This is a genomic window from Pseudomonas sp. FG86, from assembly GCF_057808775.1.
In genome coordinates, this window is the sequence record NZ_JBMDIS010000021.1 from 25,793 (window position 1) to 50,992 (window position 25,200).

The 25,200-nt window shown below is 53.7% G+C and carries 20 protein-coding genes and 1 tRNA gene; 6 read left to right on the plus strand and 15 right to left on the minus strand.

From position 1 onward, the window contains the following. Positions 1-371 precede the first annotated feature (371 nt). Complete coding sequence (locus ACODSV_RS15755; RefSeq protein WP_034139959.1) at positions 372-1,679, minus strand: MFS transporter; 1,308 nt, start codon at positions 1,677-1,679, stop codon at positions 372-374. Between the two features lie 264 nt (positions 1,680-1,943). Here ACODSV_RS15755 and ACODSV_RS15760 point away from each other — a divergent pair, with 264 nt between their 5' ends. Continuing rightward, positions 1,944-2,096: a YHYH domain-containing protein gene (locus ACODSV_RS15760; RefSeq protein ID WP_223817870.1), complete on the plus strand. Its 153-nt coding sequence runs from the start codon at positions 1,944-1,946 to the stop codon at positions 2,094-2,096. A 104-nt stretch (positions 2,097-2,200) separates the two neighbouring features. Here ACODSV_RS15760 and chrA read toward each other — a convergent pair whose 3' ends face one another. The 5 genes from chrA to ACODSV_RS15785 form a co-directional block, all read right to left on the minus strand. Further along, on the minus strand, positions 2,201-3,559 hold the full coding sequence (chrA, locus tag ACODSV_RS15765; RefSeq protein WP_033898332.1) for a chromate efflux transporter: 1,359 nt from the start codon (positions 3,557-3,559) through the stop codon (positions 2,201-2,203). Beyond that, positions 3,552-4,496, minus strand: coding sequence for a chromate resistance protein ChrB domain-containing protein (locus ACODSV_RS15770; RefSeq protein WP_033898333.1), 945 nt, complete (start codon positions 4,494-4,496; stop codon positions 3,552-3,554). Before ACODSV_RS15770 ends, chrA begins: the two co-directional genes overlap by 8 nt. 132 nt (positions 4,497-4,628) lie before the next feature. Continuing rightward, on the minus strand, positions 4,629-5,105 hold the full coding sequence (locus ACODSV_RS15775) for a hypothetical protein (protein WP_032894812.1): 477 nt from the start codon (positions 5,103-5,105) through the stop codon (positions 4,629-4,631). Continuing rightward, positions 5,102-5,311 carry a hypothetical protein gene (locus ACODSV_RS15780; protein ID WP_033898334.1) on the minus strand — a complete coding sequence of 70 codons (210 nt, stop codon included), beginning with the start codon at positions 5,309-5,311 and terminating at the stop codon, positions 5,102-5,104. The genes ACODSV_RS15775 and ACODSV_RS15780 overlap by 4 nt, the downstream gene beginning before the upstream one ends. Before the next feature lie 191 nt (positions 5,312-5,502). After that, on the minus strand, positions 5,503-6,183 hold the full coding sequence (locus ACODSV_RS15785; RefSeq protein WP_033898335.1) for a competence protein CoiA: 681 nt from the start codon (positions 6,181-6,183) through the stop codon (positions 5,503-5,505). 547 nt (positions 6,184-6,730) lie between these two features. Between ACODSV_RS15785 and ACODSV_RS15790 the strand changes: the two genes are divergently transcribed. The 4 genes from ACODSV_RS15790 (at position 6,731) to ACODSV_RS15805 (ending at position 9,121) form a co-directional block, all read left to right on the plus strand. Beyond that, on the plus strand, positions 6,731-7,138 hold the full coding sequence (locus ACODSV_RS15790; RefSeq protein ID WP_038448081.1) for a hypothetical protein: 408 nt from the start codon (positions 6,731-6,733) through the stop codon (positions 7,136-7,138). Between the two features lie 18 nt (positions 7,139-7,156). Beyond that, positions 7,157-7,372 carry a hypothetical protein gene (locus ACODSV_RS15795; protein ID WP_007246723.1) on the plus strand — a complete coding sequence of 72 codons (216 nt, stop codon included), beginning with the start codon at positions 7,157-7,159 and terminating at the stop codon, positions 7,370-7,372. Positions 7,373-7,890: 518 nt separating this feature from the next. Further along, positions 7,891-8,058: a hypothetical protein gene (locus tag ACODSV_RS15800; RefSeq protein WP_010203399.1), complete on the plus strand. Its 168-nt coding sequence runs from the start codon at positions 7,891-7,893 to the stop codon at positions 8,056-8,058. A 94-nt stretch (positions 8,059-8,152) separates the two neighbouring features. After that, positions 8,153-9,121 carry a C39 family peptidase gene (locus ACODSV_RS15805; RefSeq protein WP_262383292.1) on the plus strand — a complete coding sequence of 323 codons (969 nt, stop codon included), beginning with the start codon at positions 8,153-8,155 and terminating at the stop codon, positions 9,119-9,121. Between the two features lie 33 nt (positions 9,122-9,154). Here the strand turns inward: ACODSV_RS15805 and ACODSV_RS15810 are convergent, their stop codons facing one another. Then, positions 9,155-10,693 (minus strand): IS3 family transposase, encoded by a 1,539-nt coding sequence (locus tag ACODSV_RS15810; RefSeq protein WP_039615185.1) that lies wholly within the window; start codon positions 10,691-10,693, stop codon positions 9,155-9,157. Between the two features lie 110 nt (positions 10,694-10,803). Between ACODSV_RS15810 and ACODSV_RS15815 the strand changes: the two genes are divergently transcribed. After that, entirely contained in the window at positions 10,804-12,036 is a 1,233-nt protein-coding gene (locus ACODSV_RS15815) for a hypothetical protein (RefSeq protein WP_262383293.1), read from the plus strand. Between the two features lie 336 nt (positions 12,037-12,372). Here the strand turns inward: ACODSV_RS15815 and ACODSV_RS15820 are convergent, their stop codons facing one another. From ACODSV_RS15820 to ACODSV_RS15855, 8 genes are all read right to left on the minus strand, one after another. Beyond that, a complete protein-coding gene (locus ACODSV_RS15820; RefSeq protein ID WP_086793446.1) occupies positions 12,373-12,924 on the minus strand; it encodes a hypothetical protein in 552 nt (183 codons plus the stop codon). 115 nt (positions 12,925-13,039) lie between these two features. Continuing rightward, positions 13,040-15,205, minus strand: coding sequence for an AAA family ATPase (locus tag ACODSV_RS15825; RefSeq protein ID WP_038443833.1), 2,166 nt, complete (start codon positions 15,203-15,205; stop codon positions 13,040-13,042). Continuing rightward, positions 15,202-15,675 carry a hypothetical protein gene (locus ACODSV_RS15830; RefSeq protein WP_034139556.1) on the minus strand — a complete coding sequence of 158 codons (474 nt, stop codon included), beginning with the start codon at positions 15,673-15,675 and terminating at the stop codon, positions 15,202-15,204. Before ACODSV_RS15830 ends, ACODSV_RS15825 begins: the two co-directional genes overlap by 4 nt. Then, the gene (locus ACODSV_RS15835) at positions 15,662-16,330 is read right to left on the minus strand and encodes a hypothetical protein (protein ID WP_034139555.1); all 669 of its coding nucleotides are present in this window, start codon (positions 16,328-16,330) and stop codon (positions 15,662-15,664) included. Before ACODSV_RS15835 ends, ACODSV_RS15830 begins: the two co-directional genes overlap by 14 nt. Then, positions 16,327-19,563 carry a hypothetical protein gene (locus ACODSV_RS15840; protein WP_169901635.1) on the minus strand — a complete coding sequence of 1,079 codons (3,237 nt, stop codon included), beginning with the start codon at positions 19,561-19,563 and terminating at the stop codon, positions 16,327-16,329. Before ACODSV_RS15840 ends, ACODSV_RS15835 begins: the two co-directional genes overlap by 4 nt. Further along, a complete protein-coding gene (locus ACODSV_RS15845) occupies positions 19,556-20,971 on the minus strand; it encodes a tyrosine-type recombinase/integrase (protein WP_034139553.1) in 1,416 nt (471 codons plus the stop codon). Before ACODSV_RS15845 ends, ACODSV_RS15840 begins: the two co-directional genes overlap by 8 nt. A gap of 163 nt (positions 20,972-21,134) precedes the next feature. Beyond that, positions 21,135-21,211: transfer RNA gene (locus ACODSV_RS15850), tRNA-Ile, on the minus strand. A gap of 137 nt (positions 21,212-21,348) precedes the next feature. Then, on the minus strand, positions 21,349-25,092 hold the full coding sequence (locus tag ACODSV_RS15855; RefSeq protein ID WP_454843974.1) for an EAL domain-containing protein: 3,744 nt from the start codon (positions 25,090-25,092) through the stop codon (positions 21,349-21,351). Positions 25,093-25,200: the final 108 nt, after the last annotated feature.

Below are 25,200 nucleotides of genomic sequence, written 5' to 3' on the forward strand. Positions count from 1 at the left end.
ATTGGAGGCCTGCCTCGCAACAAGCGCGTCCTTTCGTTTGGTCAAAATTGTGTAGGTTCCTCCGTTCAAGAATAAGCGTGTGTCATTTCTCCGTGTCTACGACAACCGACTTTGCCGGTATAGCACGCACTTTTCGTTTCGCGCCTACCAGGGCTAACGTTTCCAGCAATGCAAGTCGCCGGTAGTGCCGAGCGATGTAGCGGGTACAAAAGAAAATCAAAAAAAACTGTTTCAATCGGGTGAGGTTCATGATCCCCCAAAGCCTCTCGCTTACCTATTTTCTGATCATCATCCAGTTGTATGTGACAGCTCTTGTCGATGCATCACTAAATTTTGCTCTGGACTCGAAGGCTTGAGAACTCTTCGCTCCATCAGCGTGGCCACCGACGATGTAGATCATCAATCACATACGGGTGTTCATGCCTTTCTGCGTTGGTGTCGTCAACATGGGCACGATTGTCTGATAGTTCATCATGAGTGTGCTCGACGATTTCTCGATCATGAGCTGGTCGCCAGATGAGGCTACTCATGATAAGCGAGCCTGCTGCCAAGACCGCTAGCGCAATGAACGATGCGGCCAGGCCGTAGTGTGCTCCCAACCATCCCGCCAGAGGGTAAGTGATTAACCAGCAGGCATGGGATAAGGCGAACTGGGCAGCAAATAATGCTGGACGATCCTCAGCATGTGCTGAGCGACGCAAGATGCGACCGCTAGGAGTCTGGGCAAGGGAGTAGCCAACCCCAAGCACCAACCATAGTGGTAGAAGCAAGTTATAAGTGGTGACGTTAATGCCAACCGCTAAACCCGCGACCAATATCCCTCCGCCGAACAGCATGGCAGTTCGGTCTTTGATGTTTTTCAGCAGCCTGGGCAAGACCAAGGCTGACACCATCGACCCTCCCCCAAACGCTGCCAGGGCCAAAGCAGTGGAACTCTGAGGCAGAGCGAAGCGCGACTGCACCAGAACTACTGTATTGACGATCACCATGGCGCTAGCGGCAGCTACCGTAAGATTGAGCGCCAACAGTCCCCGTAACCGGGGCGTAGCTAGGAATATGCGCATACCACGGGTGGTTCGTTCATAAATGCTGCGTCGTGGTACCTGTTTCGCTTTGGGTAGCAGCACCGTAGCGACTAGAGCCGCAGAAGCAAGGAAACCAATGACCGTACCCGCGAACAGATTATGAAAGCTGATCACGGTCAGCAGTGCAGCGGCGAGCATCGGACTGGCAACACTTTCGAGATCGTAGGCCAGACGCGATAGTGACAAGGCACGGGTGTAGTCATCCTCATCCGGCAGGATGTCTGGAATGGTCGCCTGGAACGTCGGAGTGAACGCTGCCGAAGCGGACTGAAGGACGAAAATCAGCACGTAGATTTGCCAGATTTCCGTTACAAACGGCAGTGCAAGTGCGACCAGTGCTCGCACAAGATCCAGTGAAACCAGCATTGCCCGACGCGGTAGACGTTCTGCAAAAGCCGCTGCAATCGGTGCAACGCCGATGTATGCCGTCATCTTGATTGCTAACGCCGTACCTAGGACGGCGCCGGCTTGGGCTCCTGCGAGGTCGAACGCCAGTAGTCCTAATGCGACAGTGGCAAGACCAGTCCCCACAAGCGCAATCACTTGTGCGAGAAAGAGGTGGCGGTAGGTTCGATTGGCTAAGATTTTCAGCATGAGAAATCTCACATAAGGACACACGCGCCCAGTTGGTTGCCGAGCTTTTCTCGAATTAACAAAGCGACGAGTTGTTCGCTTATCGAGGATTCGTATCCCCCTGGGGGGGATATGAAGTCATCCTAAACTAGAGCCGGCATTAGCTCAAGAAGCAGCCGATCAGTCGCTCATCGAATATTTGCGAAATCAAGCAGGATGCGCTTGCTCGGTGAAGGCACTTAGCCATACGCTGCCGGGCGTGAGACCTCTCACGGATATAAAAATATGAGCAAGGAGCAGACCCTGATGAAGCTGTCCGCCATTTTGATCGCCGCTTTACTTTCGATTACGTCCGTTGCTGCCTTCTCGCACAGCGGCGGTACTGATTCAAAAGGTTGCCATCGAAACCATAAAACCAACGACTACCACTGCCATTAAATGGCAAAAGCCCAGCGTCAGGCTGGGCTTTGGTGTGAGCTGGTCACTTCAGATCTGAAGGGGCCTGGGTGTCTGACGGACGCTGTTTAATCCGCTCGTGATAGCTAGCGCAACAGATGTACTGCTAGACCAGCGAGCGCACAGGCCATCAGTACCTGAATGACGCCGCGCTTGAAGCGGAACAATGCTATTGCCGCTGCGATGGCGATTACTGCTGAAGGCCAGTCGAGGTTGCCGCTGAAGCCTTTCGGCCAAAGCACGTGATACCCGAAGAAGCACGCCAGATTGAGGATCACCCCAACTACGGCGGCGGTGATGGCGGTAAGCGGTGCAGTGAACTTGAGTTCGTTGTGGGTCGACTCAACCAGAGGGCCACCCGCAAGGATGAACAGGAACGAAGGTAAGAAGGTGAACCAGGTCACCAGGGCAGCTGCGACAGCTCCGGCCAGAAACACCTGATCAGCCCCGAACACTTGCGAGACATAGGCCCCGACGAAGCCGACGAAAGCCACCACCATGATCAGCGGCCCTGGCGTGGTTTCCCCCAGCGCAAGGCCGTCGATCATCTGTGTCGGGGTTAGCCAGCCATAGTGACCGACTGCGCCTTGATAGACATACGGCAGTACGGCATAAGCCCCGCCGAAGGTCAGCAATGCAGCTTTGGTAAAGAACCAGCTCATCTGGGTCAGGGTTCCTTCCCACCCAAAGAGCGCGGTCAAAACACCCATCGGCAAAGCCCATAGCACGGCACTAATCAGTGCGAGTGAGGCCAATTTCAACCAGCTGAACCGAGCATGTTCGGGGGACGGCGTGTCGTCATCGATTAAGGCCGGGCCGAAGGATTTTTTGGCGGCGCTATGGCCACCGGCTCTGAATTTTTCGGGTGCCATTCGCCCCCCGAAATAGCCAATCAACGCTGCCCCTAAGACGATCAGCGGGAACGGAACATTGAATGCAAAGATGGCGGCAAATGAAGCCGCTGCTATCGCCCACAGCCAATTATTCTTCAGTGCCCGAGAGCCGATTCTATGCGCCGCCTGCACCACGATGGCCGTCACGGCGGGCTTGATGCCGTAGAAAAGTCCGGCTACCACGGGTACTTCGCCGAACGCGATGTACATCCACGACAGCGCGATCAGGATGAATAGTGAGGGCAGCACAAACAGCGCGCCGGCGACCACGCCTCCCCACGTTCGATGCATCAGCCAACCAATGTAAGTCGCCAGTTGCTGAGCCTCGGGCCCTGGCAACAACATGCAGTAATTGAGGGCATGTAGAAATCTGCGTTCTGAAATCCAGCGTCGCCGCTCCACCAACTCCTGATGCATGATCGAGATCTGGCCCGCAGGCCCGCCGAAGCTAATGAAACCGAGCTTCAACCAGAACCAGAACGCCTCACGCAGACTAATCTGTTCAGGCCTCAACGGATTCGCTTCAACCTCTGGTGCCATAACTTTACTCATTGGGTTGCTCCTCTTTCACAAACCCGGCGAGCAGGCCGTCGAAGATGGCGCTCGCGGCAGCCAGAAGTTGGTCGTCGTCGGAAATGGTCTCTCGCAGCCCAGCAAGCACCCGCTGAATCCCGGCAGCCTCCACCGGCTGAATATCGCCAACATCGAGGTAATGCACAAGGGCAGCAATGCGACCTAGACCTTGTATCTGGATTTGAAAACTGGCCTGTAGGGTTTCAAAGGTGACGCGGTTACCAACATGGCTGAAGGTTGCGTCATCAAAATCAAACCCCAAGGCGTTGACTGGGCAGTCCTGTGGAGTGTTCAGCCAGACGATCTGAGCTTGCGGGTCGATGAAGCGGCGGATCAACCAGGCACAGGCGAGCCGGTCGACCCAGGGACGTTTACGCGTTGCCCAGATACGGCCCTGATAATCGCTGAGATTGAGTACCGATATCGGTTGATTACTGCTGTGCGGCTCATCCGGCGACAGGGCTCTACTGACTGCCGTCTCTAACTCCTGTAGAGCCGCATCAATCTGGTGCTTTGGTTCACCTGGGAAGTAATCGATGCTCGCTATCTGATCGTAGGCTTTGCGCAGCTTGCGGATTTGTTTGGTCGTCGCCAGCGCATTTTCAGCATTCAACTGCTCACGGCAGCCTTCGATCTCTCCACCAAGTTTGGTGTAGTCATCCTTGCGGTCGAAAAACTCGATAAAGCGCTCACCGTTGGGATCAACTACAGGCAGGAGGTAGGCGGTGCCATTGATGGCCAATATGTCTCGTTCGACAGAAGTCAGAGCTTCGCGGCAAGCGCTGGTATCAGGGAGCAGGTAAACACCGTCACGGAGTACAGCGGCACCTGAAGCTTTCAAGGCACGCCAGGCTCGCATGCGCTCGGTGGCGTTGGCGGTGGGTAAGCCAAGGATCAATGCGAGCCAATTTTTCATGTAGGAATATCTACTCGATATGTAGTAATCGCTACGCTACTCCTTGCTGCAAGGCTTGGGAAGCGGTGCTCAACAAAAGCAGTTGTTCAGAGGGCATTCGGAAGAAGGAACAGACACGCAGACTTGCGGTGGTCATTGCGAGCGAAGCCAAGCTTCCATTTTTTGCAACCTTCCTCTACGTAAAAGCACCGGTTTCCCTAAATCCAACATCACCAACAATCCCTGCCTTTCGCATGTTGAAGGGAACCAATCAGCGATTTCGACGTTGCAGCGTTTGGCGTCACCTACCGCCCACTTAATAATCATGTCTGCTGCGGCACGGTAGTGATCCGCCATGAACAGCCTTTTGCCGTCTTCTGACCAGCCTCTCATCGCAAGCTCGTCGGTTACGTCGATGAGTCCAGCGTCTCCAAAGAAATCGGTCGTATCTGGATAATGAATACCTGCCAAGGACACCTTGGCCACGCCGGATTTTCGGTCGAAGTAAGACAGGAAATGCCATCCTCCCGTTGTACTACCTGGATCTGGAAAATTGATCGCAGCTTTGCCAGTGATGTAGTGCGTGCGGGAAACGCGTTTGAGATCAAAATCGAAAAGCGGCTGGTTCATGGGAGTGTTTTGAGCCGGGCCAGCCCCTGTTTGATATGACCAGCGTTCTCACCAATTGTGTAAAGCGCACCACGGACGTTGTCGCCGACTTCCGCATGTCCCTGGGCTTCCACCTGGAGGGTCAGCTCCATGAGCGCAGCCTCAAGGGCCAGCTGGTTTTGGTACATCCTTTCCAGCACATCTGATAGCGAGTATTCACTGGGCATCTACATGGACTCCTTGATGTCGACCCAGCATAGCTCGATGATGAGTCAGCAAGTGTCTTGCGGGTATAGGCATACCCTGAGAGCACCTTATGAGCGTCCCGTCCCTAAGTAGTCTCAAGGTGTTTGATTTGCAAGCTAGAACAGCAAGAAGCCCGAAGGACAGAGATGCCCGCTAGACACTTGGTCGGTTTTTATTGACCCGCCGTACCGGATTTATCAGAGGCCGGGCCTCCATTGAAGCTAAAATCGGTGGTGCCGTTGGTGATCCATTCGACCAGCTTTTCCTTGTGAGTGTAAGCCACCACTCCACGTTTTTGAGTCGGATCGAATCTTAAGACGCGCCATATACCGAAATCGGGGCCGAAGTCGATGAACACGGGTTTGGAAACCCACCAGCGAGCAAAAAGCTTGCTGCGGGAATGCCAGCTAAATGAAGCCAGTCCATTCTCCGACACTTTCGACAAACCCATTCTGAAGTTGTACCTGTCGAACTCAGTCCGCGTGCCATCGATCACCCAGATCATATTTTGATAGTAGTTTTGCCTCGCGATTACCTCTTCAGGATGTATCGTCGATCTCTGAAACTCAATAACCATCCCTGAAGGCGTTCGGACATCTGCTATATGTCTCTCCCCTGAGGACGCTTGCAACACAACTTCCTGCCACTCGGTTGGGAACATATTCTTCCAATCGCGATGCCATGCCGTTTCCGTTTCCCACCACGGATCGCAATTGTCCAAACGTTTATGAGCCCAATGCCAGACGACATGGTTCCCGCATTTAGCGACAGTCTGGGAACCACAAAAACTGCAAACACCACGTGCTTTTGGAGTGGCCTCTACACGAGCGCCTTCAAGCAATGAGTATTTCATTTTCTTCCTTGATGATAAAAATGAGGGGCGGTAGCTCTTAACTTCCTAGTTGTCAGTACCTTGTGACCCACAGGACGAAAGACAAATATCTGAACACGGTAGTCGTCGTGTCGCTCTGGCCTCTTTCAACAATTGCTCAGCGTACATAGCCGGATCATCATCTGGCAGCGGGTAGCCTGCAGCAGATAGAGCTTCGGCGCGCTCTTCAATGAGCAGACGCTCGGGATCGCGAACCGTTTGGTAGGCTCTGCCTGGTACGCGTCGAGTCGTGTCCATTCTCGGCTCCCCAGAAGGCTGATGGCTAAGAGCGACTAAATTACTTTTAGAACGATAACAGAACGCTCTGAATAGCGATGCTCCGCTGCGAGTCACGAGGGAGGGTGCGTTACGATCTATGTTTCACAGAGACGCAAACACCAAGCAAGCGGAGCGCGCAGGCGTGAGGGATGCGAGCCCGCAGGGTCGAGACACGCCTTGGCGGGGCTCGATTTACGGCAGCCTGACGCCGCAGGCGGCACGCCATCAACGCCAACAAGAGGTAACTCAAATGCCCGACGATGAACTGCGCGAACTGGAGGCCAAGAGACGAAAGGCTTTGTGGATACTTGCGCACATATCTCCAGGCGATTCGAAGGCGTTCGATGCCTTATCCATCCTTGATGACCTTGACCTTCAAGAACGGAAATACTCCCCCAATGCTGACAAGGCACTTGATCTCAACCAGCTTCGGGATTGTGTCACGCTGCAGCATCACAACTCCGGAATCGACATCATTTTGGAGCAGACTATCCCCCAGCCCTGGAGGGAGCGCTTCAATCAGGCGAGTATCGGGTCGACCAGATTGTTAGATGGGCCTTACGCTGCGGACTGGTATAAATTCCTGGCTTGTTGGGAATCAGAGATGCAGCACCTCGAGGCACACAGAACTGCCAGAAGTAAGCCCAAGCTGGATTGATGCAGACGGAGAATAGACGTGGAACGAGACAGCGATGACACCGTGTATTGCGACATCCAAATGCCGGTGGCTCAAGGGCGTGAGCTATTGGCGTTAGTGAATGCCCTGCGAGAGTCGAAAGCTCATCCAAGTCTCGACAGAGTTTTTGAACACATGCAGGACGAGCTCAGCACCTCAATCGACATCGTTAAGAATCCGCCATCGTGGGGCCCATGGGGGCCGACGCATAACTGAGCCTTTAGTCGGCTATCCTTTCCATTCAGACGAGCAAACGCTGACTGGGAGCATGGAAGACTCAAAAAACGTCGCTCCGGCGCCCTATAACGGGGCGAAAATAACGGCAAAATACACTTTAAGTGGGTGATTGCCATATGCCATACTCGGTTATCAACGATTTTTCGCCCAGCTTGGCCACCTCCCTGATGGAGGTTTTAGTCGCTATGGTAACGACTAGCAGGAGAAGAGCCTTAATGGCGTTCCTGAGAAGCGGAGCTGTGACGGGGCTGCCGTTTGCCGAGTTCTGAGGCTGCTTGTTTATTGAACCTTGGGGGCTTTCGCCAAGTCTGAACTATAGTCGTAAAGCCGCTTGTCGGCTGACGGCAGGTACTGCTTGTGAAGCTTGGTGAACGAGCTCGATAATCCGCACCGCTTTTGCTAGCGAGGCAGTATTACGTTTTTTTCCATTGAAAGCAGTGGTCGCGCATTGGAATTCGTTGATGCACCGTGGAACAAAATTCTTAGAGGATGGAGCTATGACTCTTGAGCGTATGATCGAAGAGGCCCGTAACCGTAACGGTTCTCATGAAGCCAGCCTAAAGGCGGCTCGTGATCGCATGGCCGCGACTAACCACCGTCTGGCACGTGAATTCGCTAAACAAGAAGTCACTGCGACGCTGCTTGCCAAGACCTGCAGCCTCTAATAAATCCCTTCATCCGAAAGCAGCCTAATGGGCTGCTTTTTTTTGCGCGATCACAATGACTCCATACCTCATCACCAGCTTCGAAGAGGCGACGATGGCAGCGTTGATTCATGAGCCATACGGCTATGATCACGCTGACATCTTCAAAAAACCTCAGATCAAGTACATCTATAACTACTTGAAGTCCTTCATGCCCGAGATTCCGAAGGGTAAGAAGACGGTAGGAAGCATCCTGCTTGAGCACGAATACATCGACCGAGACTTCCTCGAGGACTACTCGCGTTTTTACCTGGGGCGTTTCGGCAACGATGGCTACAAGTGCGCTCGGCTTCACTTCTTCAGTTGCGATCTGACTCACAAGCGGCTCGACGCTCTACTGGCGGGTGACGTGGGAGAAATGTTAGATGATGCTGAGGATGACAATGCTGTAAAAACTCTAGAGCAACTCCAGTCGCACTACCTCGGTTTCATGGTTATCAAACCTCTCACCAGGACATTCGTGGGGAAAACCTGCCTTCGTGTCAGTGGTGACCGAGGTGTGGGCAAGAAGAAAATTGACAAGCCTTATGATGTGAATCTCTTTGGCATCAAGCTGACAATCGACTCAATTGCATTCCAAGAACAGGACAAGGTGGTTGCCGCGTGTGCTACCACCGCCATTTGGACAGCGTTGCACAGTTCGCCTGGTCGTAGTGTTAAGGACATTAAATCCTGCAGTGAGATCACCACCGCCGCCCTGAATTTTGTGGACGGTTCCAGTAATGGATTCCCAAATAAAGAGCTTACCAATAAGCAGATCCAGCGAACGCTTGATATTGAGGGGCTGCGATATCACAACAATAGCCTTGAGGAATCAACTCCTGAATCTTTCCGAGAGTCCCTCGTTGCTCACATTAATAGCAACCTGCCCGTCATTTTGACGGGAAAAGTATACGGCGTGGAACCCAACGAAGCTGGTGAGTACGTCAAAGCTGGGCACGCAATTACCGCCCTTGGTTATGACTTCCGGGGTGATTCGAAATGGGTATACGTTCATGACGTGTCAGTACCGATGCAAAACTGACCCACCGGGGATGCGGACAAAAACTTGGACTGGTTATGCCGCTAAGCCCAGGCTTTCACGATACTCAATGGGACTGAGCGCGCCGAGGGAAATCTTTATACGTTTTTCGTTGTACCAGCGAATGTATGAATCCAAGGCCTGAATGAACTGCTCGATGCTCGTTGACTGCCAGTTGCGAGGATAGAACAGTTCCGTTTTCAGTCGGCCGAAGAAACCTTCACAAGCCGCGTTGTCTGGTGAGCAGCCTTTGCGCGACATCGAACGAATCAGCTTCGCATCAGCGATGCGCGATAACCAGCCGGGCCAGCGGTAGTGAGCGCCACGATCGGAGTGAACAACAGGCCGTTTATCGTTACTGGCCACCGTTTCGATAGCTGCATCCAGCATCGTGTTCACAAGCTCGGCGTCGGGACGCGTGCCGATCGACCAACTGATTACCTTCCCATCGAAGCAGTCGATCATGGGGGACAGGTACACCTTGCCTGCCGGGATCTGGAACTCCGAGATGTCGGTCAGCCATTTCTCATTCGGAGCTAGGGCCGTGAAGTCGCGGTTGAGGAGGTTTTCCGGCGCCGGACTGATCTCCCCGAGGTAGGAACCGTATCGACGCCGTTTCGGCTTGGCGACGACTAGGCACTCCTGCTTCATCAAGCGCTGCACCACCTTCTCTGAAAGGCGCACACGCTGCCTGCTCAACGAAGCTCGCATCCGACGGTAGCCATAGCAACGATGATTGCGCTCGAATATGTCCGCCATGGCACGACGCACTTCGGTGTACTTTTCCGCGACCTGCATTCGGGCTCGATGATAGAAATAGGAGCTTCGGGCCAAGCCCAACGCGTCAAGCAGCTCTAGCAAGGAGTACCTATGCCTAAGGGCATCAGCCAGCAATGTCTTCTCCCGATTGGTCAGGACTTGCCGGTTGATGCCCGTCTCTTTTTTTATGAGTTCATTCGCCCTCATCAACAGGTCATGTTCAAGCTGCAAACGGCGAACATCGAGCTGGAGAGATTCGAGTTGCCGCTGCAACTCCTCTCGTTCCGGTGACGATGAGGGTTCAAGTCGACACTTCATGGATGGGGATACCTCTGGGCCGAGTAGCTGGTTTTTCCAGTTGTACAAGGTCGGCCTGCACACGCCCAGCTTTTGAGCCAGGGCTTTCGCACTTTCTTTTCGCGTGCACAGCGCGATGACCGCTGCCTGCTTCACCGCTGGCGGCCGGGCTAACCCGTCTGATCGACTGACAACACGCGTATGCAACTCGGGGTGCATTTCGTAAATCCAGGCACGCAAAGAATCCCGCGCGGGGTAGCCCAACGCCTTGATGGTAGCGGCGATGTTGCGACCGTATTCGAGATAGTGCTCGACAGCCTTTTCCCTTTGGGCCGGTGAGTACTTCGACTTCGAGTTCTCGTAGCAACGCGGCAGGTCGAGGCATCGCTCATACTCTGCGTGCCAGCTCTTCAAAGAGTTCTTCGTCGGGTAGCCCAACTGACGAATAGTTGCCCCGGTTCGCTTGCCCAGTTTGATGTAGAGCTTGACCGCTCGGATACGGTCTTCGTATGAATACATGAACTACCTCCAGGTAGTCCAAGATTTCCGCCGCATCCCCGGTGGGTCAGTTTTCAACCGGTGTTGACAATGACGACCGACTCGGGCCGTACGCACGAGCAGAAATGGTCATGCTTGACGAATTTTTCGGGGAATCCACTCCTGAGGCCGTAAAAGGTCGTTGGGGGCTGGCGATGTCCATTCGAGAACCGGATGCCACTAACTGGGTGGCTCCCCATGAGATTATTGTTCCAGATATCTCGATCATCCCGGCAGATAGAAAGACGCGCATCGACTTCAAGTTCGCTCATGGCACAGCAGAGCGTATTCGTGATCAGGTATTGGGATACCTGGAAGATGAAATGTGTCCTCTGCTTGAGATCCCGGTTCCTTCGGTCAGGTACGAGATCAAACTGGCATCGATTGCTCAAGCGCGAGACGATGTCCGTAAACATTACACCCACCGCAAGGTCAATGACGTGTTGGGTACTTACACCCTCGATGAAGAGAGAATGATTCGCTGGCGTAAGGAAAAACTCAGTTTCTTGACTGGCAGCCTCGCACGCTTACAGTGGCAAATTGATGTCTACTGGGATTCCGAGTGTGCTTTCCAGGTGTTCTTGGATGCGACTGACATTCCCTTGGGCAACGCTGTATCTGGCATTTACATTCATGACCCAATTTATGCAGATGCGATGCTGGCCGGCTTCAAGGGGCAGGAGAGCCAGATCGCCGGTCTAGATGATCAGCACTTCTTCCCGGCGTTCACCAGGGCTGTGAAGCAGCGCCGAGATGACTACGAAAGTCATCTCAATAGCATGTATGGGACATTGCGTGCGCCCAACCACATTAAAGAGAACGAGGTCTCGCGGAACGGAAAAGGCACCAACAAGACCGCGAAAAAATTCTGGGATCCGCAACAAATCCGTTTGGTTGATGTTCACGAGGCCTACAAGAAAGTGGCCGATTCAGTGGCTAACGACCCATCCTCTGAGAGTAAGCTTATCTGGGCCATAGGTAAGGACGGCGTGTTATTCGTCGCTGAGGACATTCCAAAACCTGATGAGCTCGGTCACCCAAGTATGACTGGGATGCAGGCCGCTCGGATTGCGGGAGAAATACGGCCAAAGGCTGGCTATTGGGAGGTCAACTTCTTCTCTGGAAGGTACAGCGGTGATTACGCCGATATAGAGAAGACTCAGTTTCTTACAAACGCCGTGTACAAAATTCAGTCACTCTTCCCGTATGACAAGTTTGAAGCTTTTTACCCTTATGCCCCTTCCTCCCAAGGTCTGGTTTCGCCTGATCTAGCGGCACAGGGAGGCGGTGACGATACGGCGGAACCCGCTGCTGTGCTCGCTTAATCCGAATAAACCCGGCTTCAGGGCATCGCCCTCGGTCGGGTTCACTCCTATCAAGCTGTTCACCGCACTGGTGAATGCCCTTTTCTCAGCCTGCATCCAATCTGGGCGTTTATCCCTTCAGAAAGCCAGTGCCAGACTCACGTTTGACTTTTCAATGGATCAGAATGTGCGAGCTACAGGCACTGTCCAGGGAGGAACTGATCTCTGCATACCGCAAGCGGAGCGCGCAGGCGTGCGGGATGAAAGCCCGAAGGGCCGAGACGCAGGCTTTGCCAAGGCTCGGTTCACGACAGCCGCTACCCGCAGGGGCACGCCGTGACCGAAAACTCAGGGTCATCAGAGCTCCGCATTCCATGCATCCATAGCCTCGCTCACAGCCGCGTACCACTGGAGATCATCGAGCTGTAGGGCATTCGCGATTTGCCTGTTGGTATTGCCGTCGACCCAAGTCGGGAGACTCTCCATGGCCTCTCTGAACAGACTGGCTGTAGCGACAGCGAATCGCCCCGTACTTGTAGACTGGAGGCACACGTAGCGCACAGCAGCGCCACTATGGAGCCGACGCCAAGCCACCACCTCAATACAGTCCTGCAGCTCTACAGGGGCCTCAGCAGCGGGGTAAGCCTTCTGCCCCACCTCGTTCTCTGCCACAGGTTGGAATGGCCTGCTTGGCTTTCCTGGCTGGTGGACAAGGTGCTGCAACTGCTCGCGTGCCGCGATTATCTGATCTCGGAGTTCTTCGGGATCGATGGACATTCCGCCCTCTGGTGTCACCTTGAGGGTCTTCAAGGAGTTCGCCGCTAGGATGAACTCGCGTTCACGCGCTTTCTCACGCTCGGGGCGGCGGTCGGGGCGGATGACGCTCCAAAGCGTTGTGAGCAACTTCAATGAATTCTCCTACCTGAGGCATTGGGCGCGGATCCCGCGATCATACAAGCAAGGTAAGGCGCCTGAAGCGAAAGCCCTGCCCACAATATTGTAGGGCTAACAACCTGTTTGGTATTCAAACCGAGAAGCCCACACAGAGGGTGTCACTTCGGTTCGGGCGAGCTACCCCCTGCTGCATGATGTCATGCGTGCTTAGGATCAAGGCCAGCCGCTTAGATCGTGAGACGGCTGTGTAAAGCATGCTTCGTTCCACAAATTCGCTTTGACTCAGAGTGCAAAGGATCGACGTCTCGTACTCGCTGCCTTGCGCCTTATGAATGGATATGGCGTAGGCAAGTTTCATTCCCAGCCCGAACAAGTCCATCCTGGAGAGGGTCACTTCGAGCCCATTGAAGAAAAACACACCTGAAGTCTGGCCATCGATTGACGTAATGCCAGTCATGATCCCGGTGTTGCCGTTGAACAGATTATGCTCGTAGCTATTCTGAGTGACGATGACGGGGTCGTTAACGCGCAGCCAGTATTTGCCCATCCAGATACCCTGCGTCTCGTCTGTATGCTGGAGGGCGCTTTGCAGGTGTTTGTTTATCTTGTGCCCGGAATCCGGCATGCGATCAGACATGTGTGGCGTCAGGATCTGAGCGTCAGGGATGATCTGCTTGATCTTCGCGAGGTGTGTCAGCATGTCCTGCGTGTTTGTGCAGGGGATCAGATAAACCCCATCGCTCTCGCCATTCCAGAATGGCAAGGTGTCCAGGTGACCAGATCTAATCTTCATGGCGATGTTCTGAAGATGACTGTTGCCGGTAGACCTGTGAACCTTGATCAGGTGGGTCGACGGTATCGCCTTCGATTTGGCCAGTGCATGGAAGAAGATTCCATAACCAACCGGAGATAGCTGACCGGTATCGCCTACTAGCAAGAGAGACAGTTCTTTCTTCGCAAAGGCATTCAGCAGTTTCAGCATCAAGGCGATGTCTACCATGCTGGATTCATCGATAATTACCAGAGGGTCGCCTCCAGTGCTGAGCCCTGAGCTTGCAGTGCTGATTTTGATCAAGAAACTGTGGATCGTGTAGGTGTCTCGGCCAACAGACTCCTTGGCCCGCTCCTTGGCTTTTCCGCTCAGTGCTAAGACATGCACAGGGCGGTGCTGAGAGGCTATATCAACGATGGCTTTCAGCACCGTTGTCTTGCCCGTACCGCCAAATCCAGTCAGCGTGCTGATGCGATTAGTAAGCGCCATCAGCACTGCGCTTTTCTGGTCTCGGGTGAGTGAGTGTCCAGGCACGCTCTTACCGTGTGCGCAGTAATCTTCAATCGCTTGCTCCAGTTCCTGCGGAGAACCGTGAAGCAATGAGGCCTGAGCGGACAGTAGACTCGCGACTCGCTGCTCGAGTTTACTTTCGACAAGGGCCGCTCCCAGTGGCTGGATAAGCGTCGTCCCTTGATACTTCTTAACGCATACAGCACGCCTTTGTAGGGCGCATTCGATAGCTTGGTCTACCAGTCTGGCGGATGGAAGCTTCTGCATCAGGGCGGCTTTTAGCTCTTCTATTTCGTATGCGGTATGGCCCTGATCCAAGCGCACATAGAGCAAATTCTCCACAAGGCCGGCCAGCCTGCGTGGGTCATCACGAGGTATGCCTAGCTTGGCTGCTGCGGCGTCTACGATTTTCCACATGTTTGGGTGGATGCCTTGAAACGCAATGAGGCTGTACGGATTAAGCTTCAGGCGCTCTACCGTATCCGTCTGGCAAACCTTGAGAACGCTTTTGGCGAGCCCAGGATCGAAGTCGTGCTCCATGAGAAATTCAATTGTTGAAATCTCATCCTGCAGTGTCCTCCAGGCATCCACGACCTTTTGGGCGAGATCAGGATTAATCAGTTCCGCCAGGTGGCTGACTCTGCCTGCAGTCAATGCCTGAGCAAGGTTTTCTGCGCCAAATGCCCTGACCAGTTTCGAGACTTTCGCTTTGCCGAATGACAGCCCGCGAAATGCAGGATGCTTTATCAGCAATCTTTCCACATATGCCGCTATGGGCAGGTTTACGATGTGACAGCTTTCGATCAGAACGAAATCCCTGTACTGATCATGCCCTGTGATCGAGCCTTTGAACTGCCAGCATTCACCGGGTTGAGGAATGCGGGTGATGACTTTATAGCTTGCTCTGCATGTGTAAATTTTGTTTTGGCCAATGATGCGCCCGGAAAAGACTGCACCGCCAAAACTGCCTGGCTTCACCGAGCTCACCTGGATCACGCTCGACAGATTGCTCATAGGATGAATGACCGCCCGGAGTCGATCATCAAGTCCTGCTGGCTACTGATTTCCTGTGCAGATGTGCGAAGCAACCGCAGCTCGGCAGAGAGTTGCTCAACTTGCTCGCGGAGCAGTTCGTTTTCCTTCGACTTTTGCTCAAGCATTACTCGCAACCGATTCGCTTCGCGACTTTTCGAATCCGCCATATCAATCGCCAGAGACTCAGGATCTTTGGCCGCAACAAACTCACTGCCTATGCGGCGAATGTCCTTCGCGATGACCTGCTCAAGGGTTTTGCCCTGTGAGCAAAAGATCTTCTTGGCGCTTTCAGAAAACCACTGCCTACGATTACCACATTCATCAGCGATTTTGCTGAAGTTGACGGCGCCAAACTGATTCACAGGAAACTTTTTTCCAGCCTGTTCAAGCTGCAGCACATAGTCCCTGTAGCGGTCGTACGGAGAGCGCTTTTGATCACTGGTCGCCATGCGCGCTTCCTTTAGCCTTCATCCAAAGGACGAAAGGTTCGACAAGCTCTTTTGGGACAAGACCCTCCCTAGGTTCAAGGTCGTCAAAACTGCAGCAAATCTTTTTAGCCTGCATGTCAACTGTAAACATCCCATCACTTGCATCGAGCACCAACTTGAGGGCCCGGCAGGTTTTGTCAAACTTCGCCATGAATCCTTGATCCACATGCGTTGTGTCCGGCAGGGTTACTGGCTGAGCACCATGGCTACGAAGGGCTGAGCGCAGAGCTTCGACCTCCTTCCTCAGTTTCTCTGTCTCAGCTTGAAGTTGGTCTGCTCGCTGAACGGCCAGCTTTCCGACAAGCTTGTCCTTCTTGGACTCCATGTTTCCAGCAGCATCCCAGTGCTTGAAGAATATTGGCCCGAGCAGAGTCCAATAGTCAGTGCTCTGTACCAAGGTTCTGTAGCCAATCTTCTTTTCGTTTACAGGAAGCCCATCGTTGTAAAGTTCGGCGCAGAATCTTGAGTAAGGCGTAACTCCATCGAATGATGCTTTTCCTACGAAAGACTTCAGCTTAGGTATTACTTCGTCTTTAATTCGGGAAATTCTATAGTCGCGGTTCAGCTTTTGAGAGCCTGCAAAGCGGTTTTGGCCCTTTTTTGCACCTTTGCTCATGCAGGAACACCTCTTGGGCTCGAAATTAGCTTCAGGATTGCAGTAGGTCGTTCCAAGGCCATGGGCTTACTCATTGCATCATTCAAATCATGCAGTGAAAGACCCAGAACTTCACACGTAGACCGAATCAGACCCCTAAATTCATCGATCAACGTGAATCCTGTAGGAGCTTCTTGCAGCATGCGGTTAAAGTCTCCAGTGAATGCAAGGAGCTTGTTTCTTGCCACTTTAACCTGCGTGTCTAACTGTGGAGTGAAATACTCCGCATGCGACTTGGCTTCTGCAGTGCGAGCAATCAGGTTGGAAAGCGAGTCTTTCTTGAGCTCTAAGCGCTCCAGGTGCTCTGAAACGATTTCAGGTTTTTCTACCAGGAAGCTTTCACGCGTTTTGATTTCGTTATGCATTTGCTCGAGGCAGTGAGCAGTAACGCTCCATGAAATGATCTCTGCGGCGAGGAATTTGCGACGATTGGCTTTTGGCACAAGGCTTTCAGGCGATGCTCCATTCCTTTTAGACTCAGCGATATAGGCCTCCAGCTCGCTACACTCGTCAGTTAGCACACGAATGTGACCGTATATCCTTGGCAGGTGGTCGACAGTTTTGACCGAGTAATAGCAGCCCCCGCACGGCATACTTATCCCAGGAATGGCACCCAGGTCTTTAACGACGTCCGCTGGGCAGCGATTACCAAATGGGCAGATATGAGTGGGCATAAAGGCCAGCGAGTCGATGGGGCGCTGCCTTGTCTCCCTGACACCCGAAACCACATCATCCTTGGTCTCACGGTCAAAAGAGATCGCACCGAAGTCAATCAGAGACTTCTCCTTGTCTCGCCGGAAAGCCTGCTGAAGCTTCGATGCAACGTCTTCTGCTTTGATGTTAGACATTGCTGGGCGGTCAACTAGCCATCCATGCTCAATACTCAATTTTTGATACTGGGCAACCGATTTTAGGTATGCAGGGTCAACTTTTGCGTAATACATTACATGTTCATCACTGGCATGGCCGGTAATAAATGCGCCGATGATGTGTGGCGGCAAAATTGGGATGTATTCAGATACAACTGATACTCGGCAGGAGTGCGGGGTATGTTCGATTAATTTGCAGGCCTGTCCCTCAAGTTTGATCACGGTGAGATAGTCGTGAGGATCATTAATAGATTCCAGATCCCCCACAGCCTCTGGCATTGCGTTCGTCGCCTCAATGCCCAGCTGAAACCTGCAGAACAAGTCAAAAGAATAAATTAGCCTTTTGAAATATTTCGCATAGGCCTCCGGAGTCAGCACGCCAGGACTTGTTCCCTTCGGAAATAGCGTGATGATTTTGCCATGCTCATTTTCTTCATGGTAGTCATACCAGGTTTCGACATCCATTGCGGGATCGTTAAACCAAGGGATCATGGCTTTTTGACGATCCAGCAGTTCAATTACCGTCTTCGAAACAGTAGCGTCCCAGGGGCCGTTTACTTTGTCAGTGTTGATGCGTAACTTGCAAAGCGCAGGCAGGGGTCTTGAACGATCAATTCGCATATCATAGGTTCGCCTCTCTAGCCAACGTATGTGAATACTACGAACCCCTGTCTCCAGTGCGATGATATTATGTCTGATGTAATTGAGCTGAGGATAGAACACCCACTTCCCTTCGCGTTCAACCGAGTGTTCAATAATTGGCACGACAAACCTTGGAAGAAGTCGCAGCGCCTCATACTTCATGGGGCGATTATCTTCGGATTTAGGCTGCGAAGCGTCAAATGATGGGTTCCGGTAGAACACAATTGGAACGTACCCAAGTTTTTCAGTTTGAACGATTTTTTGGGTGTTGTTCCAATCCTTTGTTTCAATATCTGCCCTGAATTGTTTGTCGAATAGGTTTATTTGTTCGTGATATACCCTTTCGGCTAGGTGAGTTGTGAAAGACTCTATCGCGTAGCAGTATTGGAGAAAGTATGGGAAATGCTCAGAATGAAATGCAGGCTTATTAGAGCTATTCCTTCTTCGCACGATGGGGAAATCGAGCTCAAGTATGGGGCAAACAAAACCAGAAAGTTTCTCGTCGGCGCTCGAGTGAGCCGTCAAGTAGTTGAAAAAGCTGGTGATGTGGTACATGATCTGCTGGATCGTTGAGTTTGACCTGCCTCTGCGAAGAAAAGTGAGGAAGCCTATGTATCCATCGCCCTCCATGTGCGTCCGATTAAGCTCACTTGGGTGAGGAGGAAGCAATCCCGTGGCAGTAGGGTATTCGCCAAACAACCAGGTATTCAGAACTGAGAAGCTCTTGCTGTAAGCGTCGAAAGACTTAATACCCCGAGACTTTTGTAAGCCGGTGTATTTGTCCTGATATTTCAACCACGACTCGACACTTTCCTTGTGCTCATCAGGATAGTCATATTCGCCAGAGGCCAGAGCTTTTCTACTGGCGTGCAAATCATTTTTAGGGCGGACGGCGACCTGGCTACATCTGTCAGAATACAGCCTCTGAACATAGTTCCAAAACGCGGCTGGGGCGATGGGGTACTGGAACCAGTCAACGTCATTTCTTCGCATTAAGACCAAGTGGTCGGCGAGGTCAGCGATGTCATCTGGATTGATGTCTTCGATTCTATGCCAGTCTGTGCAACGAATCATGCGCCATGCGTACCATCCAAAGTTTTTGACGGCACTAGGCTTCATTACGGAGGTAATGTCCGGAATGTCTTCGTAGGGAACATGCGAGACAAACGGTTTGCTCACAAATGCAAGCACCTCGGTATAGGATGCTGCAGCAAACTCATAGAAGTTGGTTCCTTCGTCCTGATTGTGAACCGTGGGCTTCCTAAGGTCAGCCGGGAGCAGGACAGCTCGCTCCTGCCAGAGAAAGTGAAGAATTAAGACGCAGTCTTTACTCAGCCTCTCCAAGGAAGACTTGTTGAGCCAGTCAATAGAGGCCTTCGGAACGACCTGCTTCGCAATTTCTATCGGCGCAGTCTTTTTCGTGCAAGCTAAAGCATTACGCACCCACACTTCATCATAAATAGGTGCATTTGACACGTTCAGGTGGTCATCAAACAGGCGCACGATGGACGCGTTGTAATATTCGTTACGAGCGCCGCTTGTTACCTTACTTGGAGAGATATAGTTCGTGCCAAACAGCTCTTTGCAGACGCAAGCCTTGGCTTTCGTGATCGCCTCTTTAATGGAGCTATCAAGAGGCGCTCCAGTTTTGATAATCTGAATATCCTTAGTCAGGTTAATCATGTTGCGTCCCTTGAATGCGATTCGCCTCGTCCTTCAATACTTCGAGCTGGCGCAGATAAAACTCCTCGCGAATTGTGGTAAAGGAGGCATCGCCTCTTTGCATGACGTACTGGTTAGCATGTTGAATGTATGCTTCGATGATGTCGGTGTCGTGCTTCGCGTACTTCATCGTGGATGTAACGCTGGCATGGCCCATCAGGATCTTCACGTAGGTAATGGGTAGACCAGGAAGGGTTTGACCAGGAACTGGCATGTAATTAAGCGTGTAGGTTCCGTACATATGCCTCAGAGAGTGAGTGCTGATGCCTGTGACGTCCGGCAAGCCTGCCTTCAAAGAGTATTTCTTGAAGGTTTTGTCACGGCTGCTCCTGTCGCTTGCGAAGAAGGGCCTGCCGTCAGAGTTCTGAAACAAGAAATCATGTCCAACGCTAGAGTTGTATTCTAGGGTCAGGTACTTCTCAAGGCTCTCCCAGAATATTTTAGCGAATGGTTCAATCATGAAGGTGACCTCGGTCTCCCGACCTTTCCAGGAGAGAAGCTTATGCTCTTCTTCAGTAATACCAGGCGCTTTCCTCGCAAAGGGGTCGCGTAGGAACACTGCAAAATCGTCATCGTCGATGTCGGACATTCGAACTTGTAGCGCCTCGCTTGTACGCGAACCTGTCGCGGCAAGTAGGGCATATAGCGTCATATCCCTGTAAAATGTCGTGGACTTTGCAGGCTTGGCCTGTCTGAGAAAGTCGATGGATCGTTCTATAGGGAATGGAAGGATCTTGAACGGCTGCTTGTCGTGTTTGCTGTTCCTACGCCCTGCTTTAGCAAACAGCTTATCTCTCTTGCGTTTAGGCAAAACTGAGTTCAGCGAGCCACGAATGACTGCTGCCATCCATGAATTAGCTTTTTGGGCCGAAACCTCATATTGACTTCGATATTCGGCCTTGCTCGAGCAGAACCGACTGAACAGATGGTCAGGTGCTGTCATGTTTTTTGACTCGGCTACCTCAAGAAACCATCGAATAGACGACTCTATTGATTCCGCGATTGAGTTTTGACCGGTTAGCCGTGTCTTCCCTAGGCTATGGGCCAGCGTCTTCGCTATCGGGTTCGTGGCGTCCGTACCGAAGAGGAGATAAACCTGGTAGCTGTAGATGACGGTCTCGATAGTGACCTCGACATCTGCAGGAAATTGGGTTTTCGTCGCCTCATATACGTAGTCGATGAAGCGGCCAACGTGCTCCGAGTAGAGCTTATCGGTGTTTCCTGCGTAGCCCTTACGTGCCAGCCACGTCGTGTAGTCGGTGAACGGTTTGAACTCGCGTGCCTCGTCGGGCATGCCAGGGTCGAGATGAAGCAGGATGTAGTTAGCCTCGCTCGTAACGGGCGCTTCGACCAAGATGAAGTTTTTCATGAGCTCTTATTCCAAATACCACACCCTATTAGCTTTGGGTGTCGCACTTGCCTTTGTCAAGGAAAAAGGCTCAAGTGGGTGAATCAGGCCAACGCAGAAAGCTCCGTCAGCATGGCCGTTGGCCGTCTGCGGAGTGCGCTAAGTGTTTGATTGTAAGGGGAGATGGGGCCACCGGCGGGAATCGAACCCGCGACCCACCGATTATGAGTCGGTTGCTCTAACCAATTGAGCTACAGTGGCGCTGAGAAGGTGCAAAGCTATCAAAAATCAGGTTCAAATGCCACACCAACATTCGTACCACATAAGAACCGTGGACCAAAGGATTATGAGTCCTCTGCTCTGACCAACTGAGCTATAGGCCCTTAGTAGGTCGCGGATTATAGCGATGGTTTCTCCGCTGTGCTATCCGAAAAATCCTCAACACTCATACGAAGGAAGGTCGCGGCGAACAGCTCTGGGGGGAGAGGCAGGCTGACGATGTAGCCTTGCATCTGTTCGCAGCCCTCTGCGGCAAGGAAGGCTTGCTGCGCCGAATTTTCCACGCCCTCGGCGATGATGGTGAATTGCATGCTGTGGCCGAGGGCGATGATGGCGCGCACGATGGCGGCGTCGTGAGGGTCGTCGGGCAGGCCGCGGACGAAGGATTGGTCGATCTTCAGGAAGTCCAGGGGCAGGCGCTTGAGGTAGCTGAGGGACGAATAGCCGGTGCCGAAGTCATCAATCGCCAGTTGTACGCCCAGGCGCTTGAGCTGATGCAGCACATCGAGGGCTTCTTCGGCCTGGCTCATGATGAAGTTCTCGGTGATCTCCAGTTGCAGGCAGCCAGGTTCCAGGTGGTACTCGCGCAGCAATTGTTCGATACGTGACAGCAGGTTGGGGTGACGCAGTTGGGCGCCGGCGAGGTTGACCGACAGGGGACCAAAGCCATCGAAGGCGGTTTGCCAGGCGTGCATTTGTCGACACGCCTGTTCCAGCACCCAGTCACCAATCTGCAGGATCATGCCGTTTTCTTCGGCCAGGGCGATAAAGTGTTCCGGCGCTACATCGCCGAATGTCGGGTGGTGCCAGCGGATCAGTGCCTCGGCCCCGATCAGTTCCTGCGTGAGCAGGCTCAGTTTTGGTTGGTAATACAGGCTCAATTCATCGCGTTCGATGGCGCGCCGCAGTTCGTGCTCCAGCGCTACGCGTTCATTGGCCTGGGCCGTGAGGTCGCGGGTGTAGCTTTCGACCCGGTTACGGCCCTTGGCCTTGGAGCGGTACATCGCGGCGTCGGCGTTTTTGACCAAGGTGGCCACGTCGGTGCCGTCCTGGGGGTAGAGGCTGGTGCCAATACTGGCGCTGATAAAGAACTCGTGTTCACCGGCCTGGAACGGCGGGGTGAAGCAGTCCAGCAGTTTGTTGGCCAAGTGTTGTGCATCGCTGGCTTGTTGCAGGCCGGGCAGCAGGATGATGAATTCGTCACCCCCCAGGCGTGCGACGGTGTCGATGTCGCGCAACTGCTCCTTGAGACGTACGGCGATGTCCTTGAGCAGCAGGTCGCCGATGGGGTGACCGAGGCTGTCGTTGATATGTTTGAAGCGGTCCAGGTCGAGGAACAGCACCGCGCCCTGGCTGCCGGTTTCCTGCTGGCAGTTGATGGCGGCCTGTAACCGACTTTCAAACAACGTGCGGTTGGGCAGGCCGGTCAGGGGGTCGTGGTGTGCCTGATAGTCGAGGCGGGCCTGGGCGTGCTTGAGGCTGGAGATGTCGGCGAACACGGCGACAAAATGCGTGATCAACTGGTCGCGGTTGCGCACGGCGCTGATGGTCAGCCAACTGGGATACACCTCACCGTTCTTGCGACGGTTGGAAATTTCGCCTTGCCAGTGCCCATGGGCCGTCAACTGGTGCCACATGGCGGCATAAAAGGCGCTGTCGTGCAGGCCCGAGGCGAGCAGGCGCGGCGTGTGGCCGAGGGCCTCGGCTTCGCTGTAGCCGGTGATTTCGCTGAAGGCGCGGTTGACGGCGCTGATGTTCTGCCGGGTGTCGGTGATCAATACGCCTTCGGCGGTGCTCTCGAAAACCGTTGCGGCCTGTTGCAGTTTTTCCTGCATCTGTTGGCGTTCGGTGATGTCCCGAGCGATGGTCAACATGCAGTCATCACCGCCAATGGGCAGCGGGCGGCTGGACACTTCACAAAGCCGAGTCTGCCCGTCGTTGCGGCGGATGTGACAGATGAAGTCGCGGACAAACCCGTCGCGCTGCATCAGCTCGATCATGTGTTTGCGTTCGTTGAGGTCGACCCAGATGCCCAGGTCCAGGGTCGACTGGTCCAGGGACGTCGCGCTGGTAAAGCCGGTAATGCGGCTGAACCCCTCGTTGACCTCGATCAGCAGGCCATCGCTTTGACGGCTCAGCAGTAAACCATCGGGGGAGGCATGGAAGGCCTTGGCGAATTTTTCTTCGGAGGTTTGCAGCTGTTGCTGGGTTTCCTTGAGTTGGGTGATATCACGCACCACGACCACCAGCGCTTCGATAGTGTCGAGTTGGAAGGGTTCGGCCGAAATCAGGCCGGTAAACGCTTGGCCATTGCTGCGCAGAAAAGGCATTTCCAGGTTGCGGATGCTGGTGGTCTGCACCTGTTGCAACAGATCCGGGCCGGTACCGGGGATGCCCCAGATATTCAGCTCGGTGGCGGTTTTACCAATCACGTCCTTGGCCTTCAGGCCAACCTGGTCCTCGAATGCCTTATTGACCTCCAGCAGGCAGCCATCGGACATCCGTGCGATCACCAGGATATCCGGGCACTGCTGGAACACCGAGGCAAACTTTTGCTCTGACAGCTGCAGCGCCTCTTCGGTGCGCTTGGCGTCGCTGATGTCAATCATCAAGCCACGCAGCACCGGTTCATGGCCATGTTCGATCAGGCTGACAATATCGCGGACCCACAAGCAGCGGCCATCGGCCGTGATCACTCGGTAATCAACACTGTGATCACGGTTGGCGCGGGTTTCGCGCAAGCAATACGCTTCGGTGCGTATCAGGTCGGCAGGGTGAATGATGTTGCGCCAGAAGCCGGGAATCAGCCAATGGGCGCGAGGATAGCCGAGTAACTCTTCGGCATGCGGCGACACGTAGCTGTAGGTGAAATCGCTGACGCTGGCTTCCCAGGCGATGGCGGACAGGCTTTCGACCAGGCCGCGATAGTGGTATTCGCTGCTGCGCAGCTCCTGCTCGAGGGCGACACGGCGAGAGATCTCTGAGCTGAGGCGGCGGTTGATGCGAATCACGATGGCCAGCACCGTGCTCAATAGCAGTACCGCCGGCAGGCCGTAGGTCAGCAGGTCTGACCAGAAGGTGCGGTGATCGGTGAGGCTGCCGACCCAGTGTTGCTGAATCGCTTGAGTTTCATCTGGGCTGAGGTCGGCGAGAACCTTGTCCAAGATGCTCACCAGCATTTTGTCATCCCGAGGTACGCCCATCGCCAGTTGGTAGCGGTAGGGGGTCTCGCCGCTGACGTACAAACCGTCGAGCTTGAGCTGGCGCAGGCTCCAGACGCTGGAAGCCAGATCGCCGACCACGGCGTCTACTTCATCAGTGGCCAACGCCTGCAGCGTCGAGCTCACATTGGGCAGAGCCACCAGATTGAGGTCAGGGTGGTGGGTGCGCAGTAGCTCGTGGGGGGCGTAGTTTTCCACCACGGCGATCTTCAGGCCATAGAGCTCCTTCAGGTTGCGTGGTTGTGCACCGCCTTCATGGGCGAGGATGACAATGGGAAAATCCAGGTAAGGGCGTGTGAACGCCATAAAGCTCTGGCGTTCCGGGGTGGACATGATGCCGGGCAGCAGATCGAGCTTGTTTTGCCTGGCTAGCTCCAGCAGGGCGCTCCAGTTCTCCGGCTCGATCAGTTTGATCCTGACGCCGAGGCGGTCCTGGATCAACCGCACATAGTCTGCCGCCAAGCCTTGGTAGCGGCCGTTTTCATCACGGTACTCAAAGGGCGGCCACGACGCGTCCACCCCCAGGCGCAGCTCCTGATGGTCCGCCAACCAGCCACGCTCATCATCAGTGAGAGTCAACGCGCCAGCCGTTGCGGTCCAGGTCAGCAGCGACAGCAGTATCACGGTCGGCAATCTGGGCATAACGGTCTCGTTATGGCACGGGGAATGTTTCGAGTGTAGACGGGCATTGCGGGGGGAGAGGGGAGGTGCGGGGAATTTTATCGGCACACAGCAAAACCCCCGGCCTGG